The sequence below is a fragment of the Candidatus Scalindua japonica genome (genome assembly GCF_002443295.1).
GTDB lineage: Bacteria > Planctomycetota > Brocadiia > Brocadiales > Scalinduaceae > Scalindua > Scalindua japonica.
Genome location: NZ_BAOS01000028.1, coordinates 289773 through 308103, shown reverse-complemented (window position 1 = coordinate 308103; position 18331 = coordinate 289773). Strand labels below are relative to the sequence as shown.

General features: G+C 37.3%; 18 protein-coding genes. 13 read left to right on the top strand and 5 right to left on the bottom strand.

Annotated elements, in window-relative coordinates; all coding sequences use genetic code 11:
• Positions 1-86 precede the first annotated feature (86 nt).
• The 8 genes from SCALIN_RS15905 (at position 87) to SCALIN_RS15865 (ending at position 8169) form a co-directional block, all read left to right on the top strand.
• Complete coding sequence (locus SCALIN_RS15905) at positions 87-560, top strand: PTS sugar transporter subunit IIA (protein WP_096895440.1); 474 nt, start codon at positions 87-89, stop codon at positions 558-560.
• A gap of 29 nt (positions 561-589) precedes the next feature.
• Positions 590-2608, top strand: a complete 2019-nt coding sequence (ptsP, locus tag SCALIN_RS15900) for a phosphoenolpyruvate--protein phosphotransferase (RefSeq protein ID WP_096895439.1) — start codon at positions 590-592, stop codon at positions 2606-2608.
• Between the two features lie 147 nt (positions 2609-2755).
• Positions 2756-3388: a TIGR03936 family radical SAM-associated protein gene (locus SCALIN_RS15895; RefSeq protein WP_096895438.1), complete on the top strand. Its 633-nt coding sequence runs from the start codon at positions 2756-2758 to the stop codon at positions 3386-3388.
• Positions 3389-3422: 34 nt separating this feature from the next.
• A complete protein-coding gene (locus SCALIN_RS15890) occupies positions 3423-4961 on the top strand; it encodes an Rne/Rng family ribonuclease (RefSeq protein ID WP_096895437.1) in 1539 nt (512 codons plus the stop codon).
• Positions 4962-5069: 108 nt separating this feature from the next.
• On the top strand, positions 5070-5384 hold the full coding sequence (gene rplU, locus SCALIN_RS15885) for a 50S ribosomal protein L21 (protein ID WP_096895436.1): 315 nt from the start codon (positions 5070-5072) through the stop codon (positions 5382-5384).
• A 246-nt stretch (positions 5385-5630) separates the two neighbouring features.
• Complete coding sequence (rpmA, locus tag SCALIN_RS15880) at positions 5631-5873, top strand: 50S ribosomal protein L27 (protein ID WP_096895435.1); 243 nt, start codon at positions 5631-5633, stop codon at positions 5871-5873.
• Positions 5874-6314: 441 nt separating this feature from the next.
• Entirely contained in the window at positions 6315-7376 is a 1062-nt protein-coding gene (gene obgE, locus SCALIN_RS15870; RefSeq protein ID WP_096895434.1) for a GTPase ObgE, read from the top strand.
• Between the two features lie 31 nt (positions 7377-7407).
• The gene (locus tag SCALIN_RS15865) at positions 7408-8169 is read left to right on the top strand and encodes a type III pantothenate kinase (RefSeq protein WP_096895433.1); all 762 of its coding nucleotides are present in this window, start codon (positions 7408-7410) and stop codon (positions 8167-8169) included.
• Positions 8170-8176: 7 nt separating this feature from the next.
• On the opposite strand, the gene SCALIN_RS15860 is transcribed toward SCALIN_RS15865, so the two are convergent.
• Together SCALIN_RS15860 and SCALIN_RS15855 are read right to left on the bottom strand one after the other, a co-directional pair.
• Positions 8177-8602, bottom strand: coding sequence for a TPR end-of-group domain-containing protein (locus SCALIN_RS15860; protein WP_096895432.1), 426 nt, complete (start codon positions 8600-8602; stop codon positions 8177-8179).
• A 39-nt stretch (positions 8603-8641) separates the two neighbouring features.
• Positions 8642-9148: a sensor histidine kinase gene (locus SCALIN_RS15855; RefSeq protein ID WP_096895431.1), complete on the bottom strand. Its 507-nt coding sequence runs from the start codon at positions 9146-9148 to the stop codon at positions 8642-8644.
• A 167-nt stretch (positions 9149-9315) separates the two neighbouring features.
• On the opposite strand from SCALIN_RS15855, the gene sucC reads away from it, so the two are divergent.
• From sucC to SCALIN_RS15835, 4 genes are all read left to right on the top strand, one after another.
• Positions 9316-10485 carry an ADP-forming succinate--CoA ligase subunit beta gene (gene sucC / locus SCALIN_RS15850; protein ID WP_096895430.1) on the top strand — a complete coding sequence of 390 codons (1170 nt, stop codon included), beginning with the start codon at positions 9316-9318 and terminating at the stop codon, positions 10483-10485.
• A gap of 86 nt (positions 10486-10571) precedes the next feature.
• A complete protein-coding gene (gene sucD / locus SCALIN_RS15845) occupies positions 10572-11441 on the top strand; it encodes a succinate--CoA ligase subunit alpha (protein WP_096895429.1) in 870 nt (289 codons plus the stop codon).
• A gap of 61 nt (positions 11442-11502) precedes the next feature.
• Entirely contained in the window at positions 11503-13071 is a 1569-nt protein-coding gene (gene gpmI / locus SCALIN_RS15840) for a 2,3-bisphosphoglycerate-independent phosphoglycerate mutase (RefSeq protein WP_096895428.1), read from the top strand.
• A 173-nt stretch (positions 13072-13244) separates the two neighbouring features.
• Positions 13245-13775, top strand: coding sequence for a sce7726 family protein (locus SCALIN_RS15835; protein WP_133111961.1), 531 nt, complete (start codon positions 13245-13247; stop codon positions 13773-13775).
• Here SCALIN_RS15835 and SCALIN_RS15830 read toward each other — a convergent pair.
• The 3 genes from SCALIN_RS15830 to SCALIN_RS24105 are packed head-to-tail and all read right to left on the bottom strand — an operon-like array spanning position 13744 to position 16241.
• The gene (locus tag SCALIN_RS15830; RefSeq protein WP_096895426.1) at positions 13744-14811 is read right to left on the bottom strand and encodes a beta family protein; all 1068 of its coding nucleotides are present in this window, start codon (positions 14809-14811) and stop codon (positions 13744-13746) included. The two genes, SCALIN_RS15835 and SCALIN_RS15830, sit on opposite strands and share 32 nt — an antisense overlap.
• Before the next feature lie 2 nt (positions 14812-14813).
• Positions 14814-16019, bottom strand: coding sequence for an ImmA/IrrE family metallo-endopeptidase (locus tag SCALIN_RS15825; protein ID WP_096895425.1), 1206 nt, complete (start codon positions 16017-16019; stop codon positions 14814-14816).
• A gap of 12 nt (positions 16020-16031) precedes the next feature.
• The gene (locus SCALIN_RS24105; RefSeq protein ID WP_096895424.1) at positions 16032-16241 is read right to left on the bottom strand and encodes a type II toxin-antitoxin system HigB family toxin; all 210 of its coding nucleotides are present in this window, start codon (positions 16239-16241) and stop codon (positions 16032-16034) included.
• A gap of 328 nt (positions 16242-16569) precedes the next feature.
• Between SCALIN_RS24105 and SCALIN_RS15815 the strand changes: the two genes are divergently transcribed.
• Positions 16570-18291 (top strand): transposase, encoded by a 1722-nt coding sequence (locus SCALIN_RS15815; protein WP_162532359.1) that lies wholly within the window; start codon positions 16570-16572, stop codon positions 18289-18291.
• Positions 18292-18331: the final 40 nt, after the last annotated feature.

Genomic DNA, 18331 nt, shown 5'->3' with positions numbered 1-18331 from the left:
CTGTTGAAGTAATTACATTTCTTTTTAATGCTTTTTTTTGCATCCAGGTTTTATTTTTTCAATTAATTTTTTTACAAAGAGCGCAAATGAAAATAATCGATTTTATAGAGGAAGAAGCGGTAATAGACGATTTGCAATCCACCGATAAAGAATCTGTCATACGGGAAATGGTCAACATATTAAAAGATCTGAACAAGATTAACGAAGATGAACTAGATGATATAATGAGTGCACTCATAAAGAGAGAAAAAGTGGGAAGCACTGGAATAGGCAAGGGAGTGGCGGTGCCTCATACTAAACATAAAAGTATTTCAAAAATAACAGGCGCGTTTGCCCGTTCGTTGAAAGGTGTTGATTTTGATGCACTTGACGGCGAACCTGTGTACCTGTTCTTTCTGTTACTATCACCAAATGATTCAACAGATGTACATCTCGCCGCTCTCGAAAAAATCTCATCTGTAATTAGAAACTCTGATTTTCGCAATTTCGTAAAAAATGCATCTGATAAACCGGAAATGGTTGATATTTTAAAGGAAGTTGATGAGGCAAACTCTGAATAAAGCAATCCATCTTTTAACCAGACAAACCAATGCTTATAAAACGCAGAACAAAGATAATAAATACAAATGGACTACATGCAAGACCTGCTACACGTTTTGCAGAAATGGCTAGTAAATTTAACTCAGAGATTTTTGTAAAAACAAAAAATAAAGAAGAAGTAAACGGAAAAAGTATTATTGACCTTCTAACGCTGGGCGCAAAGAGGGGAACCGAATTATTAATAACTGCGGACGGGGAAGATAAGGAAATCGCTTTAGACGCATTAGAAGGCCTTGTAAACGACAGATTTAACGAAGACAATATGGAGACGCGAAAAGGCATTGCCGTTTCTCCGGGTGTAGTAATAAAAGATGCGTTCGTTCTGGAAAGTGAAGGCTATCGAATTCCACGCCACCTGATCAAAGAAGACGAAATCGCTAAAGAAATATCCCGACTGGAAGAAGCAACCACAGATGCATGGAAAGAAATTGAAGCACTGGAAAACAGTGTTTCCAAAAATTTAGGTTCGCAAATTGGTTCTATCTTTGCTACCCATAAATTAATGCTTCAAGACAAACTATTGCTGCGGGAGTTTAGTGAAAAAGTAGAACAACATAAATTCAGCGCAGAATATGCTGTGACATTAGTCTTACGTGTATACATAAAAAAGTTTGAAAGCATTGATGATCCTTATCTCTCAGCAAGAGTAGCGGATATATATGATATAGAAAAAAGACTCTTAAGGAATCTTTTAGGAGAGAAAAAGGAAGAGCTTAAAAACCTTACAGAAGAAGTTGTCGTTGTCGCACATGACCTCAGTCCTTCTCAAATAGCATCTTTAGACACCACAAAAGTACGTGGATTTGTAACCGACGTTGGCAGCAGAAACTCTCATGCCGCAATAGTTGCCAGGGCTTTGGGAATTCCCGCTGTAGTTGGCCTGGAAACAGCGACGGTTGATATTTTTGGCGGAGACCGTGTCATTATAGATGGCAATAGGGGAAATGTAATTGTACGACCGGACGAAGAAACCACCAAAGAATACCAACTAATAGAAAAAGACTTCCATGTTTTCGAAAAAAGAATCACCTCCGAGCTTAAAGACTTGCCTGCCGTTACATTAGATGGTAGAGAGATCATGATTTTAGGTAATATCGAATTCCCTCGCGATATTGGCCCAAGTTTAAACCAGGGCGCTACCGGCATAGGTTTGTATAGAACAGAATTTTTGTTTCTCGGCAGCAATCAAACACCAACTGAAGAAGAACATTTTGAAGCGTATTCACAATCAATAAAAGAGTTGGGAGACAAACCGTTAATTATCAGGACCGTTGATCTGGGCGGAGACAAATTCTTCCCCTCAAATAGCAATACCGAACTTAATCCATTCTTGGGTTGTAGATCTATTCGTTACTGCCTGGAACATCCAAACGTTTTTAAGTCACAACTCAGGGCAATCTTAAAGGCCTCCGCATTAGGCAACGCAAAAATAATGTTCCCATTAATTTCTTCTTTACAGGAGTTGCGAAAGGCAAAGGATATTGTGAAAGAGGTGATGGAAGAGCTGGATCAAGAAGGAATAGAATTTAATGAAAAAATAGAAATTGGAGTTATGATCGAAGTACCCTCTGCCGCTATGGTGGCAGATGACCTGGCAAAAGAAGTTGATTTCTTCAGCATAGGAACAAATGATCTTATTCAATACACTATGGCCGTAGACAGAAGCAACGAAAAAGTTGCCCACCTCTATTCCCCGGCACACCCGGCAATTTTAAAATTACTGAAGATTACCATAGATGCTGCTGAGAAAAATAATATAAAAATTGGCATTTGCGGAGAAATGGGCGGAGAAATTGAATACACTATACTATTGTTAGGGCTCGGACTAAGAGAATTTAGCGTTGCTCCGGCAATGATAATACCGGAAGTAAAGAAAATTATCAGGTCAGTTACTTATGAAAGAGCAAAGGAAGCTGCAGAAACTGTTTGCTCCTTCAACGATCCTGCACAAACGTTAGAGTACCTTAAAAATATTGTTCGAGAAATTATTCCGGAGTTAGTCTATTAAGATCAATGTTCGATTTCTGCCAGCTTTTTTTTCATAATTTTGTAAGTTCACCAAATTTGAAAATACTGTTGACATATCACATAATTGATACTAGAATCTTTCTAAGTCTAATAAAATAAATAGGTTGATAAATATTTTCTAAATAAATTGTTTGGCAATATCTTGAGAATTCAAGTTAAATTTTTGAAACAGGGAAGTTTGAGATTTATCTCTCATCATAACTTAATGAAGCTTTTCGAAAGGGCAATTCGTAGAGCAAGTATTTCTGTCAAAATGTCTGAAGGGTTTAATCCAAGACCTAAAATTGCCTACCCTTTAGCTCTGCCGGTTGGAATCAAAGGTATCGACGAGAAACTGGAAATGGAACTCTGTGAGGAGATGGAAGTTTCTGATATAGAAACAAGGCTGAAAAAGCAACTTCCAGAAAATATACAAGTTACTTCGGTCGAACCGGTTCCAAGTCATGTAAAATCTACGGTTAAAGACGTAACTTACGTGGTAAAACCAAAAAATGGAAAAATGCCTGAAGCAGGGAAAACAGACGAACTTTTATCCAAAAATGTACTAAATACACTAAGAAAAGGAAAGAAACAGGCCTTTAACATCCGCCCGTCAATAAACAGAATTACAACTAATTCACAATCTATTGATTTGGACCTTAAGATGACACCTGAAGGAATGGCTCGACCTGACGAAGTATTACTACATTTAGGACTTAAAGCTGGCATAGACTACGAAATTTCAGAAATAGTTAGAAAAAGAGTAAATCTCTTCTCCTGAAGCGACCGTTGGCACAAGCAAAGGAATGCATGTAATGAAGAAGAGAATGTTAATAAATGTTGTAGAGCCCGAGGAAAGCAGAATAGCAATCCTGGAAGACGGGGTTCTAGAAGAATTATATATTGAACGTTTCTCTCGCGAGCAAGTCGCGGGAAATATATATAAAGGTCGTATTGTCAACATAGAACCAAGTATAGAGGCTGCATTTGTAAATATCGGTATTTCCAGGAACGGGTTCCTCCACGTATCAGACGTGAAGAACAGTCGTAACAATAACGGAAATAGCGAAGAACAATCAGAAAATACCGAGAAGACTGAAACAAAAACAAAAGAGAGCAGATCCAGGATCAAGTCTCTAATAAGCCCGGACCAGGAAATACTTGTACAGATAATCAAAGAGGGCATCGGTAACAAAGGACCAAGTTTAACAACAAATATCAGCATTCCCGGAAGGTTTCTGGTACTTACACCGGAATCAACCCGTATTGGTGTTTCGCGAAAAATTATTGATGAAAACGAAAGAGCAAGATTAAAGCAGATTATCGAAGAATTAAAACCACCCCCAAATCTGGGTCTTATCGTAAGAACAGCAGGAGAACATCAAACAAAGCGGGAACTTCTAAGAGATTTTAATTATCTCCGCAGGCTGTGGAAGGTTATTGAGAACAAAGATAAGAAGGCTGAAATACCATCTACAATCTACCAGGAAAGCGATTTGGTAATTCGCACGATTCGTGATATATTTTCGACTGATATTAATGAAATAATCATTGATTCTGAAGCGGTCTTTAAAAAGATAAGATATTTCCTGCGTTTAATAATGCCCAGTTGTGTAAAGAAACTGAAACTATACAATGACCATGAACCACTGTTTCATAAGTATAATATTGAGCGCGAAATAGAAAAAATAAACAAAAGGGAAGTCCGTCTCTCAAGAGGTGGCTCCATTGTAATTGAACAAACCGAAGCATTAGTCGCTATAGATGTAAATAGTGGTAAATACAGAGAGGAAAGTGATCCGGAAAAAACAGCGCTTAAAACAAACCTGAAAGCGGCCAAGGAGATTGCGCGGCAAGTCAGGTTGAGAGATATCGGTGGAGTCATAATAGTTGACTTCATAGATATGAAAGAAGAAAAAAATATGCGGGCGGTTGAAAAAACATTAGAAGCATCTCTAAAAAGAGACCGCGCCAGAAAAAAGATGTTAAAAATATCCAGATTTGGTATCATCGAAATGACTCGTCAGCGTATCAGACCAAGTCTCAAGTCGGTAATTTATGAAAGTTGTAAAAATTGTGGCGGTACAGGGGAAACTGAAACGCTCGAAAGTACCTGCCTGAGCCTGATGCGGCAGATAAAATCACTGGTAAATAATTCTCAAATACAAAAAATAGAAATTACTACAAGCGATATAGTTGCAGGATATTTACTAAACAAGAAAAGAAAAAAACTGACGGAACTTGAAGAAAAATTCTCAAAGAATATTGTCATAACTGGTATAATCGGACATAAAACAGGCGATGCAACAATTTATTGTACAGATGGAGAAGGAAAACGCATTGCAACCAGATAACTTTTTTCAAAGCCGTTCTCAACTATTCACCTGAATAGTATTATAGAATGGTAGAAAATAACTTAAATACTCACTAAATTAAGAAAATGTTGAAAGGAGAAATGAGTAATGTATGCCGTTATAAAAGAACGCGGAAAGCAATACAAGGTTGAACCCGGTGAAAGTATCGAAATCGATCTTAAGGAAGACGCAAAAAAAGGTGACACTCTTGAACACACAGATGTATTAATGGTATCGAATGATGGAGAAACACAAATAGGAGCACCCACTGTTGAAAATGCAAAAGTCATATCTGAAGTCCAGGGACACACTAAAGGAAAAAAACTGACGGTAATGAAATTTCGTCGCCGTAAGGATTCCAGAACAAAACGCGGACATAGACAGAAATATACAAAAATCAAAATAAAGGAAATTGTTACCTGAAAATTAAATTAGTGCCTAAGGGCTGACTTAGCACGCAAGCATGTCATTCTGACTGAGGAACGACTGACGAATCTCTTCATGAGAGTCTCATTAACCTCGCAATGATTATTTATTTTGCTAACAAGTGAGATCTTCGTTCACTCAGAATGACAAGTTTCTATATTTTTTAGACATAGACACTTATCAATGAAAATTATTACACATAAGTAATACTTTAAAAATCTTTATTATATCAAGGAGTAAAAGATGGCTCATAAAAAAGGGCAAAGTTCGACTAGAAATGGAAGAGATAGTAACCCGCAACACAGAGGCATTAAACATTACGGTGGCGAATTGGTCAGATCAGGTTCAATTCTGGTTAGACAATGCGGAACAAAATTCAAACCGGGTACAAATGTTGGATGTGGTAAGGACTATACGTTATTTACCAAGGTAGATGGAAAAGTTGCATTTGAAGCTGGCCGTAGAGTAAGCGTACATCCTGTATAATAAAAAGAATAGCAGTGGTCCACTTTTTTATTCCAATAATTTTATTGGTAATTACTGCTCTTTGGCTCTCTCGAAGAATAGAATACGAAGCTATACCTTTGCGCCTATCTATTGAAACTAAAATAGATTGTTTCATACAAACCAGAGTGTTGTGTGGAATCAGGGTAGAGAAGCTTTTGTCTTGAAAAGCGGAGTTAATACACTTTTTATTGCCGAACTGGTCTTGGAAATTAATTCCTGACAGCATGCCTCTGTACAACGGTTACTAAGCCCCACAGGAAGCAACCATGCCATATGTCTCAATGTTTTTTGGAATAATAATCAGGTTGTTTCACAAAGAACATAATCCACATCATTTTCATGTTGAACACAAAGGGCAGAGAGGCACATTGTATTTTACTGAAAACTCTCAATGAAGAGAACTATATAATCTAACAAGTTATGTTTATAGATGAAGTAAAGATTTATGTAAAAGGCGGTGATGGCGGTGATGGTTGCGTTAGCTTTCGTCGTGAAAGGTTTATTCCTCGTGGTGGGCCGAATGGCGGCGATGGCGGCAATGGTGGTGACGTTATCATACGTGCCAATAAAAAAATCGATACATTATTGGACATAACATCAAAAGTTAAGTTCATTGCTGAAGATGGCGGTAAAGGACAAAACCGCAACAAAAATGGCAAGAACGGAAGAGATCTGGTTATTAACGTACCTAAAGGGACACTTATAAAGGACCTGAAATCAGGACGGATTATCAAGGATTTAAAAGAAAATGATGAGGCTATAATAATTGCAAGAGGAGGGAGAAGAGGCAGGGGGAATGCCTATTTTAAATCTCCAACCAACCAGACGCCTCGTTTTGCAGAAGAAGGTAGAAACGGGCGGGACCGATGGCTCAGCCTTGAACTAAAACTTATTGCAGATGTTGGAATAATTGGCTTACCAAATGCCGGAAAGTCTACATTCCTTTCCAGAATCTCATCTGCAAGGCCTAAAATTGCGGATTATCCGTTCACTACTTTACAACCACAATTAGGAATCGTGGATCTGGAAAATTACAAAAGATTAGTGTTTGCGGATATTCCCGGGCTTATAGAAGGAGCACATAGCGGTTCGGGCCTGGGCAACACATTTTTAAAGCATATAGAACGAACCAGAGTCGTTGTTCACCTAATCGATATCTCCGCAGCAGATCTTCTGGAGACATACAATCTGGTCAGGAATGAACTGGCTCTTTTCAGCTCAAAATTGAGCAAAAAATCAGAAATAGTAGCTATAAACAAATCGGACATATTAGATACTGAGACAAGTCAAATAATTGCGGAAGAGCTGAGTAAGAAAATATCCAAACCCGTACACCTTGTTTCGGCAGTATCAGGCAATAATGTTAAAGACCTGATTAAGGCTGCAGCAGATTTAATTAATAAGGAAAGCGAAGAGGATCTTTTACGCCTTTCATTACCTGATGATTACGACGCAATCTCCAACAAGGGATTAACATTTTAATACTCTTATCTCATCAAAATTCTAAATCCTTATGATTCTGGCAGTTGATATTGGCAACACAAATATTAGTGTAGGCAGCTTTTCAGACAAAAAGCTTATTTCACATTTTCGCATAGACAATAAAGTTTTGATTAATCAAAAAGCTACTACACTCCCTATCAAACCATCCTTACTGAATGAAAGCAAAAACATAATAATAGCCTCAGTAAACCCTGATATAGAATCAGTTTTCTACAAATCTCTGGCAGAAATACATATAAAGAAAATACTAAAGATAGGCAGGGAAATAGAACTTAAGATACCGATACTTGTTGAAAATCCTCAAACAGTTGGTATCGACAGGGTGTTAAATGCACTTGCTGCATATAGAAACACTGGAACATCTACAATAGTTATTGATTTTGGCACTGCAATAACCATTGACGTAGTATCACAAAAAGGTGAATTTATGGGTGGTTTGATACTTCCCGGAATAAGGACAAGCGCTTATGCTCTGAATAAACAAACTGCACTTTTACCAGAAGTAAACATAAAAAGACCTGCAAAAATAATTGGGAAAAATGTGGAGGATGCGATCAAGGGGGGAATCTATTTTGGTACTGTAGGCTCCATAATCCACATAGTAAAAGAGTTAAATAGAAGTTACGGATATTTGGAATATACTATTGCAACAGGTGGAGATGCAAAGACGTTTAAAAAAGATATTCCGGAAATTGACAAATTTATTCCCTATTTAACATTGGAGGGGATAAAATTAGCTTTTGAAGAAAATCTTAAAAATCTTAATTCATAGGGTTACACTAAACAAATTTTTTCGATGATTTTTTCATCTTATCAATTAATGCTTTATAGCCCTCCTCATCTCTCAAGCTGTCCAGATCGCCGTCATTGACCAGATGCATCAAATCGTCATAACCCAGACCAACCGCTCTCTCTAAAGATTCTAACGATTCATCAAGCCTTCCCAACAATGAAAAACTACAGGCGAGATTGTAGTGTACAAGGGGATCTTTGGGCCTAAGCCTCGCAAGTTTCAAATCAACCTTTAATCCTTTCTCATACATCCCGGTAGCGGTATACGCATTGCCAAGGTACATCAGGCATTCGACATAGGCCGGATATTTTTGAAGAACACCTTCAAGAAACCAGATGTCAAACTCATCATCGGTCTTTTGAAATTCTGGTGTTTTTAATTCAAACCTGTATTCTGGAATTTCTGATCTCATTTTGAAAATAGGGATTTACCTCTTTTTACCTGTTACGCATTAACAGACTAGCTTTAGTCTATTGCAAATTGATATATTGTCAAGCATCATTTTAAAAACTTGTTTTCGACAGTTATTATTATTTAAATCTCTGCAATATGAATAAACCAAGCCACTATCACAAAAAGTTATCCTTCGACACAATGTTGTAATGGCAATGAGATCATTTATTAGTTCGGTTAACCTCTGGCCCTCTGATATTATCGTCTTAAGACCATTTTTTACTTTTCCGGTTGACACATCGACCTTACTATTCTGAGATTTGACATTCGGAAAGATAACTTCATTAAGCCTTTTGTTTAAAATCTTCGCATAACCTAATATTGCGGCAAGTGGTGTTTTTAATTCGTGTGAGACTACTGACAAAAAATCAAGTTTTGTTCTGTCCGCTTCCAGGAGTTTTTTATTTGCTTCTCTTAATTCTAAGGCCATCTCCTCTACTTTTTGCTCCAGCGTTCTACGGTATTCTTCTAATTTTTTGCATGAGCTTCCTGGTTCTCTGGACATGATAAATGATACTATCCTTATCTACTCTATAGTCAAGGCAAAAAAACATACTAATAAACAGCGAGTCCTTATCCTGCCTTTCACCTTGACTTACTTCTATATGAAAAGTAGAATTTACTCAGTCTTTTTTTCCAAACCTTTTATAACTCAAAATACCAGGACTACTCTTGAAACTCTACGAATACCAGGCAAAAGAAATCCTTCATAAATATAATGTAAATATTCCTGAAGGTAGAGCGGCTTCCAATGTTACGGATGCAATAACGATATACAATCAATTGGGAGCTGAAAGGTGTGTTATAAAAGCACAAGTCCTTGCCGGTGGCAGAGGAAAAGGCGGCGGGGTAAGGATAGTAGATACATTAGAAAAAGCAAAGGAGTATACTTCTCAAATCATTGGCTCTTACCTGGTGACTGCGCAGACAGGAGAGAAAGGAGTGCTGGTAAACAAAGTCCTCATTTCAGAAGCGATTGACATAAAGAAAGAACTATACCTGGCTGTCTCTATAGACAGGAGCACCTCCAAAATCACAATAATACAGAGTACAGATGGCGGGACTGAAATAGAGGAGGTTTCTAAAAAAACACCTCATAAAATATTCAAAACTCAAATAAACCCTTTATTGGGTATACACGATTTCCAGGCACGACAGATTGCAATTAACCTGCACTTGACCGGCGCACTGCTAACAAAAGCATCCAATCTGGTTAAAATACTGTTCAAGATATTCATTGAATATGATTGCTCTCTTCTTGAAATAAACCCGCTGGTCCTGACACCGGATGGTGAGATAGTTGTTCTGGACACAAAAATGGAAATTGACGACAATGCCCTCTACCGCCAAAAAGAGCTTCTGAAAAAAAAGGACGACTCAGAGTTTAGCAACGCCGAAAGTAAGGCCACCGAAGCAGGACTTAGTTACATTGGACTTAATGGCAATATAGGATGTTTAGTCAATGGGGCAGGTATGGCAATGGCCACGATGGATATTATCAAATTGTATGGCGGTTCACCCGCAAATTTTCTCGATGTGGGCGGCGATGCCACGGTTGAAAGAGTTACAACCGGCTTTGAAATAATCTTTACAGACCCCCATGTCGCGGGAGTACTGGTAAATATTTTCGGCGGTATCATGAAGTGTGATATTGTCGCCAGAGGAATTATTCATGCCATTAAGAAAGTTGACATTAAAGTACCGCTGGTAGTCAGATTGGAAGGCACAAATGTTAAAACAGCAAGACAAATCCTGGATGATTCCAAGCTGAATATTATCTTTGCCGATAGCATGAAAGACGCATCTGAAAAAATAATTAAAGCAGTAAATAAGAATAAATGAGCAGCAAAAGTTATCAGAGTGGCATGGACAAACCTGTTTGTCCGTGCTTTAAAGATTATCATTTAGATAATTAAAAAGTTACTAAAATGAGCATCTTAATAGATAAAGACACTAAAATAATCTGCCAGGGAATTACCGGACATTCCGGAAAATTCCATACCGAACATATGCTGGAATACGGTACAAAAATCATGGCGGGTGTCACGCCTGGAAAAGGAGGCTCTCAGGTTTGTGGTATACCGGTCTATAATTCTATGATAGAGGCTGTTAAGAAAACAGAATGTGACACTTCCATAATTTATGTACCGCCACCCTCGGCCGCAGATGCTATCTTTGAAGCAATAGAAGCAGACATTAAATTAATCATCTGTATAACGGAAGGAATTCCAACTATTGACATGTTGAAAATCAAAGCGTATCTTAATACTAAAACAGCTCGATTAATAGGACCTAACTGCCCGGGAATTATCACTCCGGGAGAATCAAAGATTGGAATCATGCCGGGTTACATTCATAAACCGGGTAGGATTGGTGTCGTTTCGAGAAGCGGCACGCTGACTTACGAAGCTGTCTGGCAGTTAACACAAAGGGGTATCGGACAGTCAACCTGTATTGGAATAGGCGGCGATCCCGTCATTGGAACAACATTCATAGATATTCTGAAACTGTTCCAGGAAGATAGCAACACAGAAGCAATAGTTTTGATTGGCGAAATTGGAGGTAATGCCGAGGAAAAAGCTGCTGAATTTATTACACAGGAAGTAACTAAACCTGTAATAAGCTTTATTGCGGGATTAACAGCTCCGAAAGGTAGAAGGATGGGTCATGCCGGAGCAATTATTGCCGGAGGCAAAGGTACTGTTGCTGAAAAAGTATCCTGCTTACGAAGGGCCGGTGTAACTGTAGTAGATAGCCCCGCAGATATAGGAGAAGCGGTTGAAAGAGTATCAAGTTGATTACATCAGCCATAGCACGCTTCGCATCATTTAATAAACATTGTCCATATTAAATAAAATTATGAATAAATCAATTGTACTGATAATCAGAGATGGCTGGGGCATAAACCCGGACCATGACCATAACGCTGTAGCAAATGCGCATACACCAAATACAGACTCTCTTCTGCAAAAATATCCAAATACTATACTTGATGCGTCAGGCACCGCAGTGGGTCTTCCGGAAGGCTATCAGGGTTCTTCCGAAGTAGGACACCTTAATATTGGCGCAGGAAGAGTTGTTGAACAGGAAATTACCAAGATAACAAACAATATTAAGGACGGCTCTTTCTTTAAAAGTGCTATCTTGCGGAAGGCCATCAAGAACGTTCTTGAGAATAATTCGTCACTCCACCTGATGGGCCTCGTACAGGATGAAGGTGTACATGCGCACCAGGACCATCTCTTCGCAATTATGAAATACGCGAAGCAGCAAGGCATTATAAGGCTATACATCCATTTCTTCGCGGACGGAAGAGATACCCCCCCAAAAAGCACCATAGGCTATATCCGCACCCTGAAAGAAAAGATAAAAGAGTACGGTATCGGCAAAATCTCCACATTTATGGGAAGATACTACGCTATGGACCGAGGCAGAGAGTGGAGACTCACAACAACCGCATACGATGCAATCACAAAAGGACAGGGAGAAAAAGTAGAGAGTGTGGAAAATCTGGAAGATACGATACAGGAAATTTACAAAACAAAAACTCCAAATGGCAAGGACATGTTTGATGAATATATTCCGCCTCTGATAATTGGAGATTATAAAGGGGTAAAAGATGGAGACTCTATCATACACTTCAACTACAGACAGGACAGGGCTACCCAATTAACAAAAGCATTTGTAGAAGATGATTATCCAGGCGAAAGGTGGAAAAAATTCGACATTGTCTACTGTGGTCTCACAAGGTATTACGACACATTCCCCTATAATATTCTGGAACCGATGGATGACAGCGGAGAGATGGACAATCTGCTCAGTCAAATTCTTAGCCAAAAAGGATTGAAGCAGATACGCATTTCTGAGACCCAGAAATACAGCCATGTAACATCTTTTGTTAACGGTAAACGTACTAAACCATTTCCAGGAGAAGAACAGATAGAGATCAAAGGAACTTTCGACCCTGCCACATTCGCCGATCACCCTGAAATGAATGCCTATGAAGTCACAAATGAGGCTGTTAAGAGAATAAATTCAAACGAATTCAGCCTTATGATCATTAACCTGGCAAACTGTGATATGGTGGGTCATACCGGCAACTATGACGCAGCAACGAAAGCAGTAGAGGTGGTAGACGAATGTGTAGGAAAACTCGTTGAAACTATTTTATCAAAGAACAAAATAGCCCTGATAACAGCAGACCACGGAAACGCGGAAGAGATGATAGACTACAAAACTGGCATACCAAAGACATCACACACTACAAACCCTGTAGAATTCATCTACGTTGCCGAAGACCACCAAAATATAAAACTAATTGAAAAAGGCACTCTCTCAGATATAGCTCCTACGATCCTATACCTGCTAGACATAGAAAAACCCGTAGAAATGACTAGTAATAATTTGATAAGCCCAGATAAAGCATAATCCTTCATCTTTTGTGGAAAGCAATTGGAATAAAATTTGAAAAAAATAGTTGATATTTTATGGTGTTTTGTTTTATTCTCCACACTGACTAGCTATTTAAATCAATGCCTACCAACTTAAAAATAAAAATTATGAATGATATACATATCAGAAAGACTCTAAGGAACATTTTATTGAAAAAATTCTCAAAATCAAAAAATACAGTGATCATTGAGGAATTAGGTTTGGGACATGGTTCCACAAGGATTGATCTTGCCGTTGTCAATGGCTGCTTACATGGTTTTGAGTTTAAAAGTGATAAAGACAACTTAAAAAGACTTCCACATCAAGCAGACACTTATAGTAAGGTTTTTGATAAGATTACTCTAATTGTTGGATATCGTCATGCTTTTAAGGCTATAAAAACTGTTCCAGAATGGTGGGGAGTTAAAATTGCGGAAAAGAAAACAAATGATGAAGTCAGATTTCTTACTGTTCGTCGTGAAAAGAAAAATCTTTCACAAGACAAACTGCTTTTGGCTAAATTGCTTTGGAAAGAAGAAGCCATAGTCCTTCTCGAAGAATTTGGATTAAAAAAAGGGCTCCGATCTAAAACTAGGAATTCAATTTACAATATGCTAATTGACGTCGCAGACATTGAAACAATACAAAACAGAGTAAGAGAGAGACTTATCAATCGGACAGATTGGAGAGTTGGTAAATAACGAGAGTGATATGATGATTAATACCCGCCTTTAACCAAGACATTGGATTGCCATATTTTTTATTTTGCTGTCCCATTTCATAAATATATTTATCTCCAAAACTAAATTTCTCCCCACAAAACTCGTCTCTAACGGATAGTAATAATGCATTTGCAGGATACTGAGCGTGACCAGGACTATTATCATGAAACAGCCCCTCTCCCCGCATAATTACCCAAGCACTATCAGAAGCATACCTAATACTGGCACTGACATTCGCCCTTTCTGGTGGTTCTGAATAAATAGGATATTGGATTGTATAATCCCCAAAAGCCGGAAGTCGATCTAAAAGAGAACTAGACGCTACTTCTTTTAACCAACATTGCCAATCTTGCCTTGGATGAAGATGTTCTCCTAGTTCAAAACCAGAAAGATCTTTAGGAAATGCCCCTCTGATCACCGTTAGAGTCCTCCACTCTCTTAAACTAGGAATGATTTGAATTAAATAATTAAATTTTGGTTGGCTTTCATTTATTAACTTATAATCCACAATCAAATCTATATTGTGGTGCTTTATCCCTACAATATCAATTAATATTTCCACTTTATCAATCAAGCTAACATCTGACACTTCTTCTATATTCAACCTTAGACATGCCCCACCTTGATTCTTATTTGGTAAATTTGAAACCATATCTAGGTACTCTTTTGAGTAATTTAAATGAATCACTGGAATAAGATGCAAGTTCAAATTATTTCCAGCTACAATGATTTCCTTCATAACAAAGGTTCTTATTGTTACATCTAGAAGATGAACATCTATAAAAGCTCTAGCCTCCCCCCAATTCTTTCTTATTCCATTTACTATTTTATTTAACTCTTCTTTAATGCAATTCTCCTTCTTAATTTCTTTAGTTTCCTTATCCACAAATTTAACTGGAACTATTTCAATTAATGGTGTAATTTCTTTTCTCTGCACATCAGTTAACTCTCTTAATGCAAGCCACTCTGATTGTTTCCAACGTAATACCGGAACATAATGTTTATAATCAAACATATTTAACTCCAATTAATTTCTGAAAAACAAATCCTTGCTTGTTTATTGCCTATTAATTGATTTAGAATTCGATAATTTCTAAAATAATGTCTCATTTTTCCTGCAACAATTGCCGGATGAATATTTAATTCTTTTGCTAAATGGATTGCAGCACCTGGTGTTTTCAAATTTGAAGCAGGACTATTTTCCCACTTTACTTCAGGAATTAGACATTCAGAAGCAAATCCATCTGCTTCTTTCTCCATAGGATCATCTGAATCAGTTTCCAAATTATAATCGTAAAATCCCATATTATATTTATCCAGATGCAAAGAAATATGTGATAATTCATGAGCAAGGTTAAACCAAAAATTATCTAATCTATCGTATCTAATGGTTAGACCAATTACAGGCCCCTGTTCAGTCATAATTGCCGCTCCATCTAAATGAGTTCTAGGCAAGTGAGGTTCAATTACTAACGGAATAGCATTTTCCATAAGAAACGCCCTTGCTTTCTGTGGGCCATCATCATATTTACTTAATTGTATTACATTTTTTATAAACTCCTTAGAAACGCTACCTTTCTTATATTTTTTCGAATTTCTATACTCATTAGCAAGTATTATCACTCGTGCATTCCACATCATTAAAGAACCTCTATCTATCTTTCTTGCGGAACGAACATTTTCTGTCATTCTGTAAAGAGCAGGTACCAGATTTTCTGAATCTAAAGGTTGTAAAAATTCTAAAATTATATCTTTAGAATGTGCCTTAATATCACTAAACCTTGACTTTACCCACCCACGGTTAATAATTTCTCTAACAGGAAAGCAGTTCCAATCAATTTCGTCTGACTTGAATAATTTGGGTTTATCTTCTTTTATTAAAGACTTTATAGGTATTCCCAGACTTTCATGCAATGCCCTAATCATTGTAAGAGTAAGTGGGCGTTTTTTTGACAAAATTTCCGAGACTTTACTACGACTGCCTATATAAGGAATTAAATCTCTAGGCTGTAATCCCTCCTGTTCCATTCTAAATAATATTGCTTCTATTGGATCAGGTGCTTGCATAGGAAAACGCTTGTCTTCATAATCCTTAATAAGTAATATTAGCAATTCAAGTTTATTTGCATCGGATGACCCCACCTTTGGGTTACGATCCATTAAAAATTCGACATTTTTTAATGCCTCATTATAGTCTTTTTGTGATTTTATTATTTTAATCATGGAGTTTTCTCCTTATAATCTCCATTTCGAATATTCGGAATGTGTACCTATCCTTTTAATTAGGACACTCTTGCTTGGATAATTAATTTTTGCAACAATCCGGTAGTCATTACCTTTAATGTTAAACACAACAATATTGTCGGCTAAAAAACTGGCACTTGCATACCTTTGTTTTATATCTTGAGAACACTTCCAATCTGCTTCTTCTGCTTCATTAAGCACAGATTTTCATACAGATTTAATACCCTAATATTATAACTCAATTCTGGTTCATGCAGAAAGCTAAAATGCCTTATAAGCCTATCAAATCCACAAGACACACAAGTAGGTTGAATTTTAAATATAATTCAAATTAGGTATTAATGCCTGAATAGTAGGTTGCAATTACTGAACTTAAAGCAGGAAGTAATTTGTCATGACGTATTTGAAAATACGGTTGAAGCGCTATAAATACCGCTAAGTCAAGAAGTAGCATACCGGCAGTCATTGAAAATATGCAAGAATGACTTTATTATATTTACTTATTATTCATACAATGTATACTAATTATATGAATAAGGACATAAAGGAGTTCTTTTTAAATTCTACTCATATAACTCACAGGAAATACGAAGCAATGAGAGCTTTGTGTGTTGAAAAGATCAAGGCAAAGGATGTTGCAAAAAGATTCGGCTATTCGCCTTTTAGTATCAATGCGATGAAACGGGATTTTGTAAATGCTATAAAAAATAACCAAATTGATTCCAGGCATTTCTTTGTAACAAAAAATCCCGGACGAAATCCGGATGCAGATAAAGCACAATTGAAGGTTAAAATAATTCGATTGCGTAAACAAAATTATTCCATACTTGATATAAAAAGTGCTCTTCAGGCAGAAGGAAACAGAGTTTCCCATGATTATATTGATCGCGTACTCTCAGCAGAAGGATTTGCTCGTTTACCCAAGCGGACACAAATTGAGAGAAAACTCCAATTCTCCAAAATAATTAAAGCTCCGCGAAGCCATTCTATTGACTGGAACATTGATAAAGGTCAGTTATTTCATTCTGAAAGAGGAATAGGTATTCTTCCCTTTCTTCCGCTTTTAGCACGACTATGTGTTGATCAGTGGATTGAGTTTGCGGAGTATCCTGGAACTTCTGAACTCTCCAGTGTTCAAAACGTGTTGTCTTTTATTGCCCTGAAGCTTGCTGGTCATAATCGTTATAGCCAAGACGACCTGTGGGCTATGGACAGAGGATTTGGGCTTTTCAGCGGTCTTAATGTGTTACCTAAAGATGGAACATTATCCAGCTATTCGTATCGAACGGATCGTCACATGAACCGAAGATTTTTAAAAGCTATGTTTGAACAACTAAAAAAATTGAGGCTGTTAAGCAGTCAAGTGAACATGGACTTTACTGCTATTCCTCATTGGGGTGACGCCAGTGTTCTGGAAAATAATTGGTCAGGAAAATATGGCAAAAGACTAAAGAGCGTTTTATCCGTACTTTGCCAAGATCCGGATACCGGCATCTTTTGTTACTCTAATGCGGAGATAAGGCATCGTAATGAAGCAGAGTGCGTGTTGGAGTTTGTTGATTTTTGGAAAGACGGAGGCAGGAAACCGTCTTGTTTGATTTTTGATTCTAAATTTACAACCTACGAAAATTTAGAAAAACTTGATAAGGATAAGATAAAATTTATTACCCTTCGCAGAAGAAGCAAAAAGCTTTTGGCAGAATTACATAAAATACCGGATGAGGAGTGGAGTAGTACCAAAGTCGAAGGTCCAAGCCGTAAGCATATGAGATTAAAGATTCATGAATCAGAAATACTGCTCAACAAAACAACAAGATATTTCAGGCAAATTGCCGTGTCAGGCAATGGTCATGAAAAAGAGGCATTTATCTTAACCAATGATAGAAAGCGTACTGCCTCACAAATAATCAGACAATATGGAAAACGTTGGAATGTAGAAAAAGGAATTTCAGAGCAAATAGAGTTTTTTCACCTTAACAAACTCTCATCGTCCATAGTGGTAAAGGTGGATTTTGATTTAACGATGACTATAGCGGCACATAATTTCTACCGCGTAATTGCTATGGATCTTGCTGGGTTTGAGAATGAAACATCAGGAAGTTTAAGCAGTAAGTTTTTTGACAATGGAGGTCAATTCAAAATTGAGAACGATTCCATAATAGTGGAGATGAAAAAGAAAAGGCATCTTCAAATTTTAATGGAAGCTATCAAGAAATATAAAAATCCCTTGGCTGGAAAAAAGAAAAATTAAATACCGTCTATGGACAACATCATAAAATTAGGGTATTAAA

Excerpts from the sequence above, each read along its gene's own strand:
- SCALIN_RS15905 (WP_096895440.1), top strand. The coding sequence starts at position 87 with ATGAAAATAATCGATTTTATAGAGGAAGAAGCGGTAATAGACGATTTG.
- ptsP (WP_096895439.1), top strand. The coding sequence starts at position 590 with ATGCTTATAAAACGCAGAACAAAGATAATAAATACAAATGGACTACAT.
- SCALIN_RS15890 (WP_096895437.1), top strand. The coding sequence starts at position 3,423 with ATGAAGAAGAGAATGTTAATAAATGTTGTAGAGCCCGAGGAAAGCAGA.
- rplU (WP_096895436.1), top strand. The coding sequence starts at position 5,070 with ATGTATGCCGTTATAAAAGAACGCGGAAAGCAATACAAGGTTGAACCC.
- rpmA (WP_096895435.1), top strand. The coding sequence starts at position 5,631 with ATGGCTCATAAAAAAGGGCAAAGTTCGACTAGAAATGGAAGAGATAGT.
- obgE (WP_096895434.1), top strand. The coding sequence starts at position 6,315 with ATGTTTATAGATGAAGTAAAGATTTATGTAAAAGGCGGTGATGGCGGT.
- SCALIN_RS15865 (WP_096895433.1), top strand. The coding sequence starts at position 7,408 with ATGATTCTGGCAGTTGATATTGGCAACACAAATATTAGTGTAGGCAGC.
- SCALIN_RS15860 (WP_096895432.1), bottom strand. The coding sequence starts at position 8,602 with ATGAGATCAGAAATTCCAGAATACAGGTTTGAATTAAAAACACCAGAA.
- SCALIN_RS15855 (WP_096895431.1), bottom strand. The coding sequence starts at position 9,148 with ATGTCCAGAGAACCAGGAAGCTCATGCAAAAAATTAGAAGAATACCGT.
- sucD (WP_096895429.1), top strand. The coding sequence starts at position 10,572 with ATGAGCATCTTAATAGATAAAGACACTAAAATAATCTGCCAGGGAATT.
- gpmI (WP_096895428.1), top strand. The coding sequence starts at position 11,503 with ATGAATAAATCAATTGTACTGATAATCAGAGATGGCTGGGGCATAAAC.
- SCALIN_RS15830 (WP_096895426.1), bottom strand. The coding sequence starts at position 14,811 with ATGTTTGATTATAAACATTATGTTCCGGTATTACGTTGGAAACAATCA.
- SCALIN_RS15825 (WP_096895425.1), bottom strand. The coding sequence starts at position 16,019 with ATGATTAAAATAATAAAATCACAAAAAGACTATAATGAGGCATTAAAA.
- SCALIN_RS15815 (WP_162532359.1), top strand. The coding sequence starts at position 16,570 with ATGAATAAGGACATAAAGGAGTTCTTTTTAAATTCTACTCATATAACT.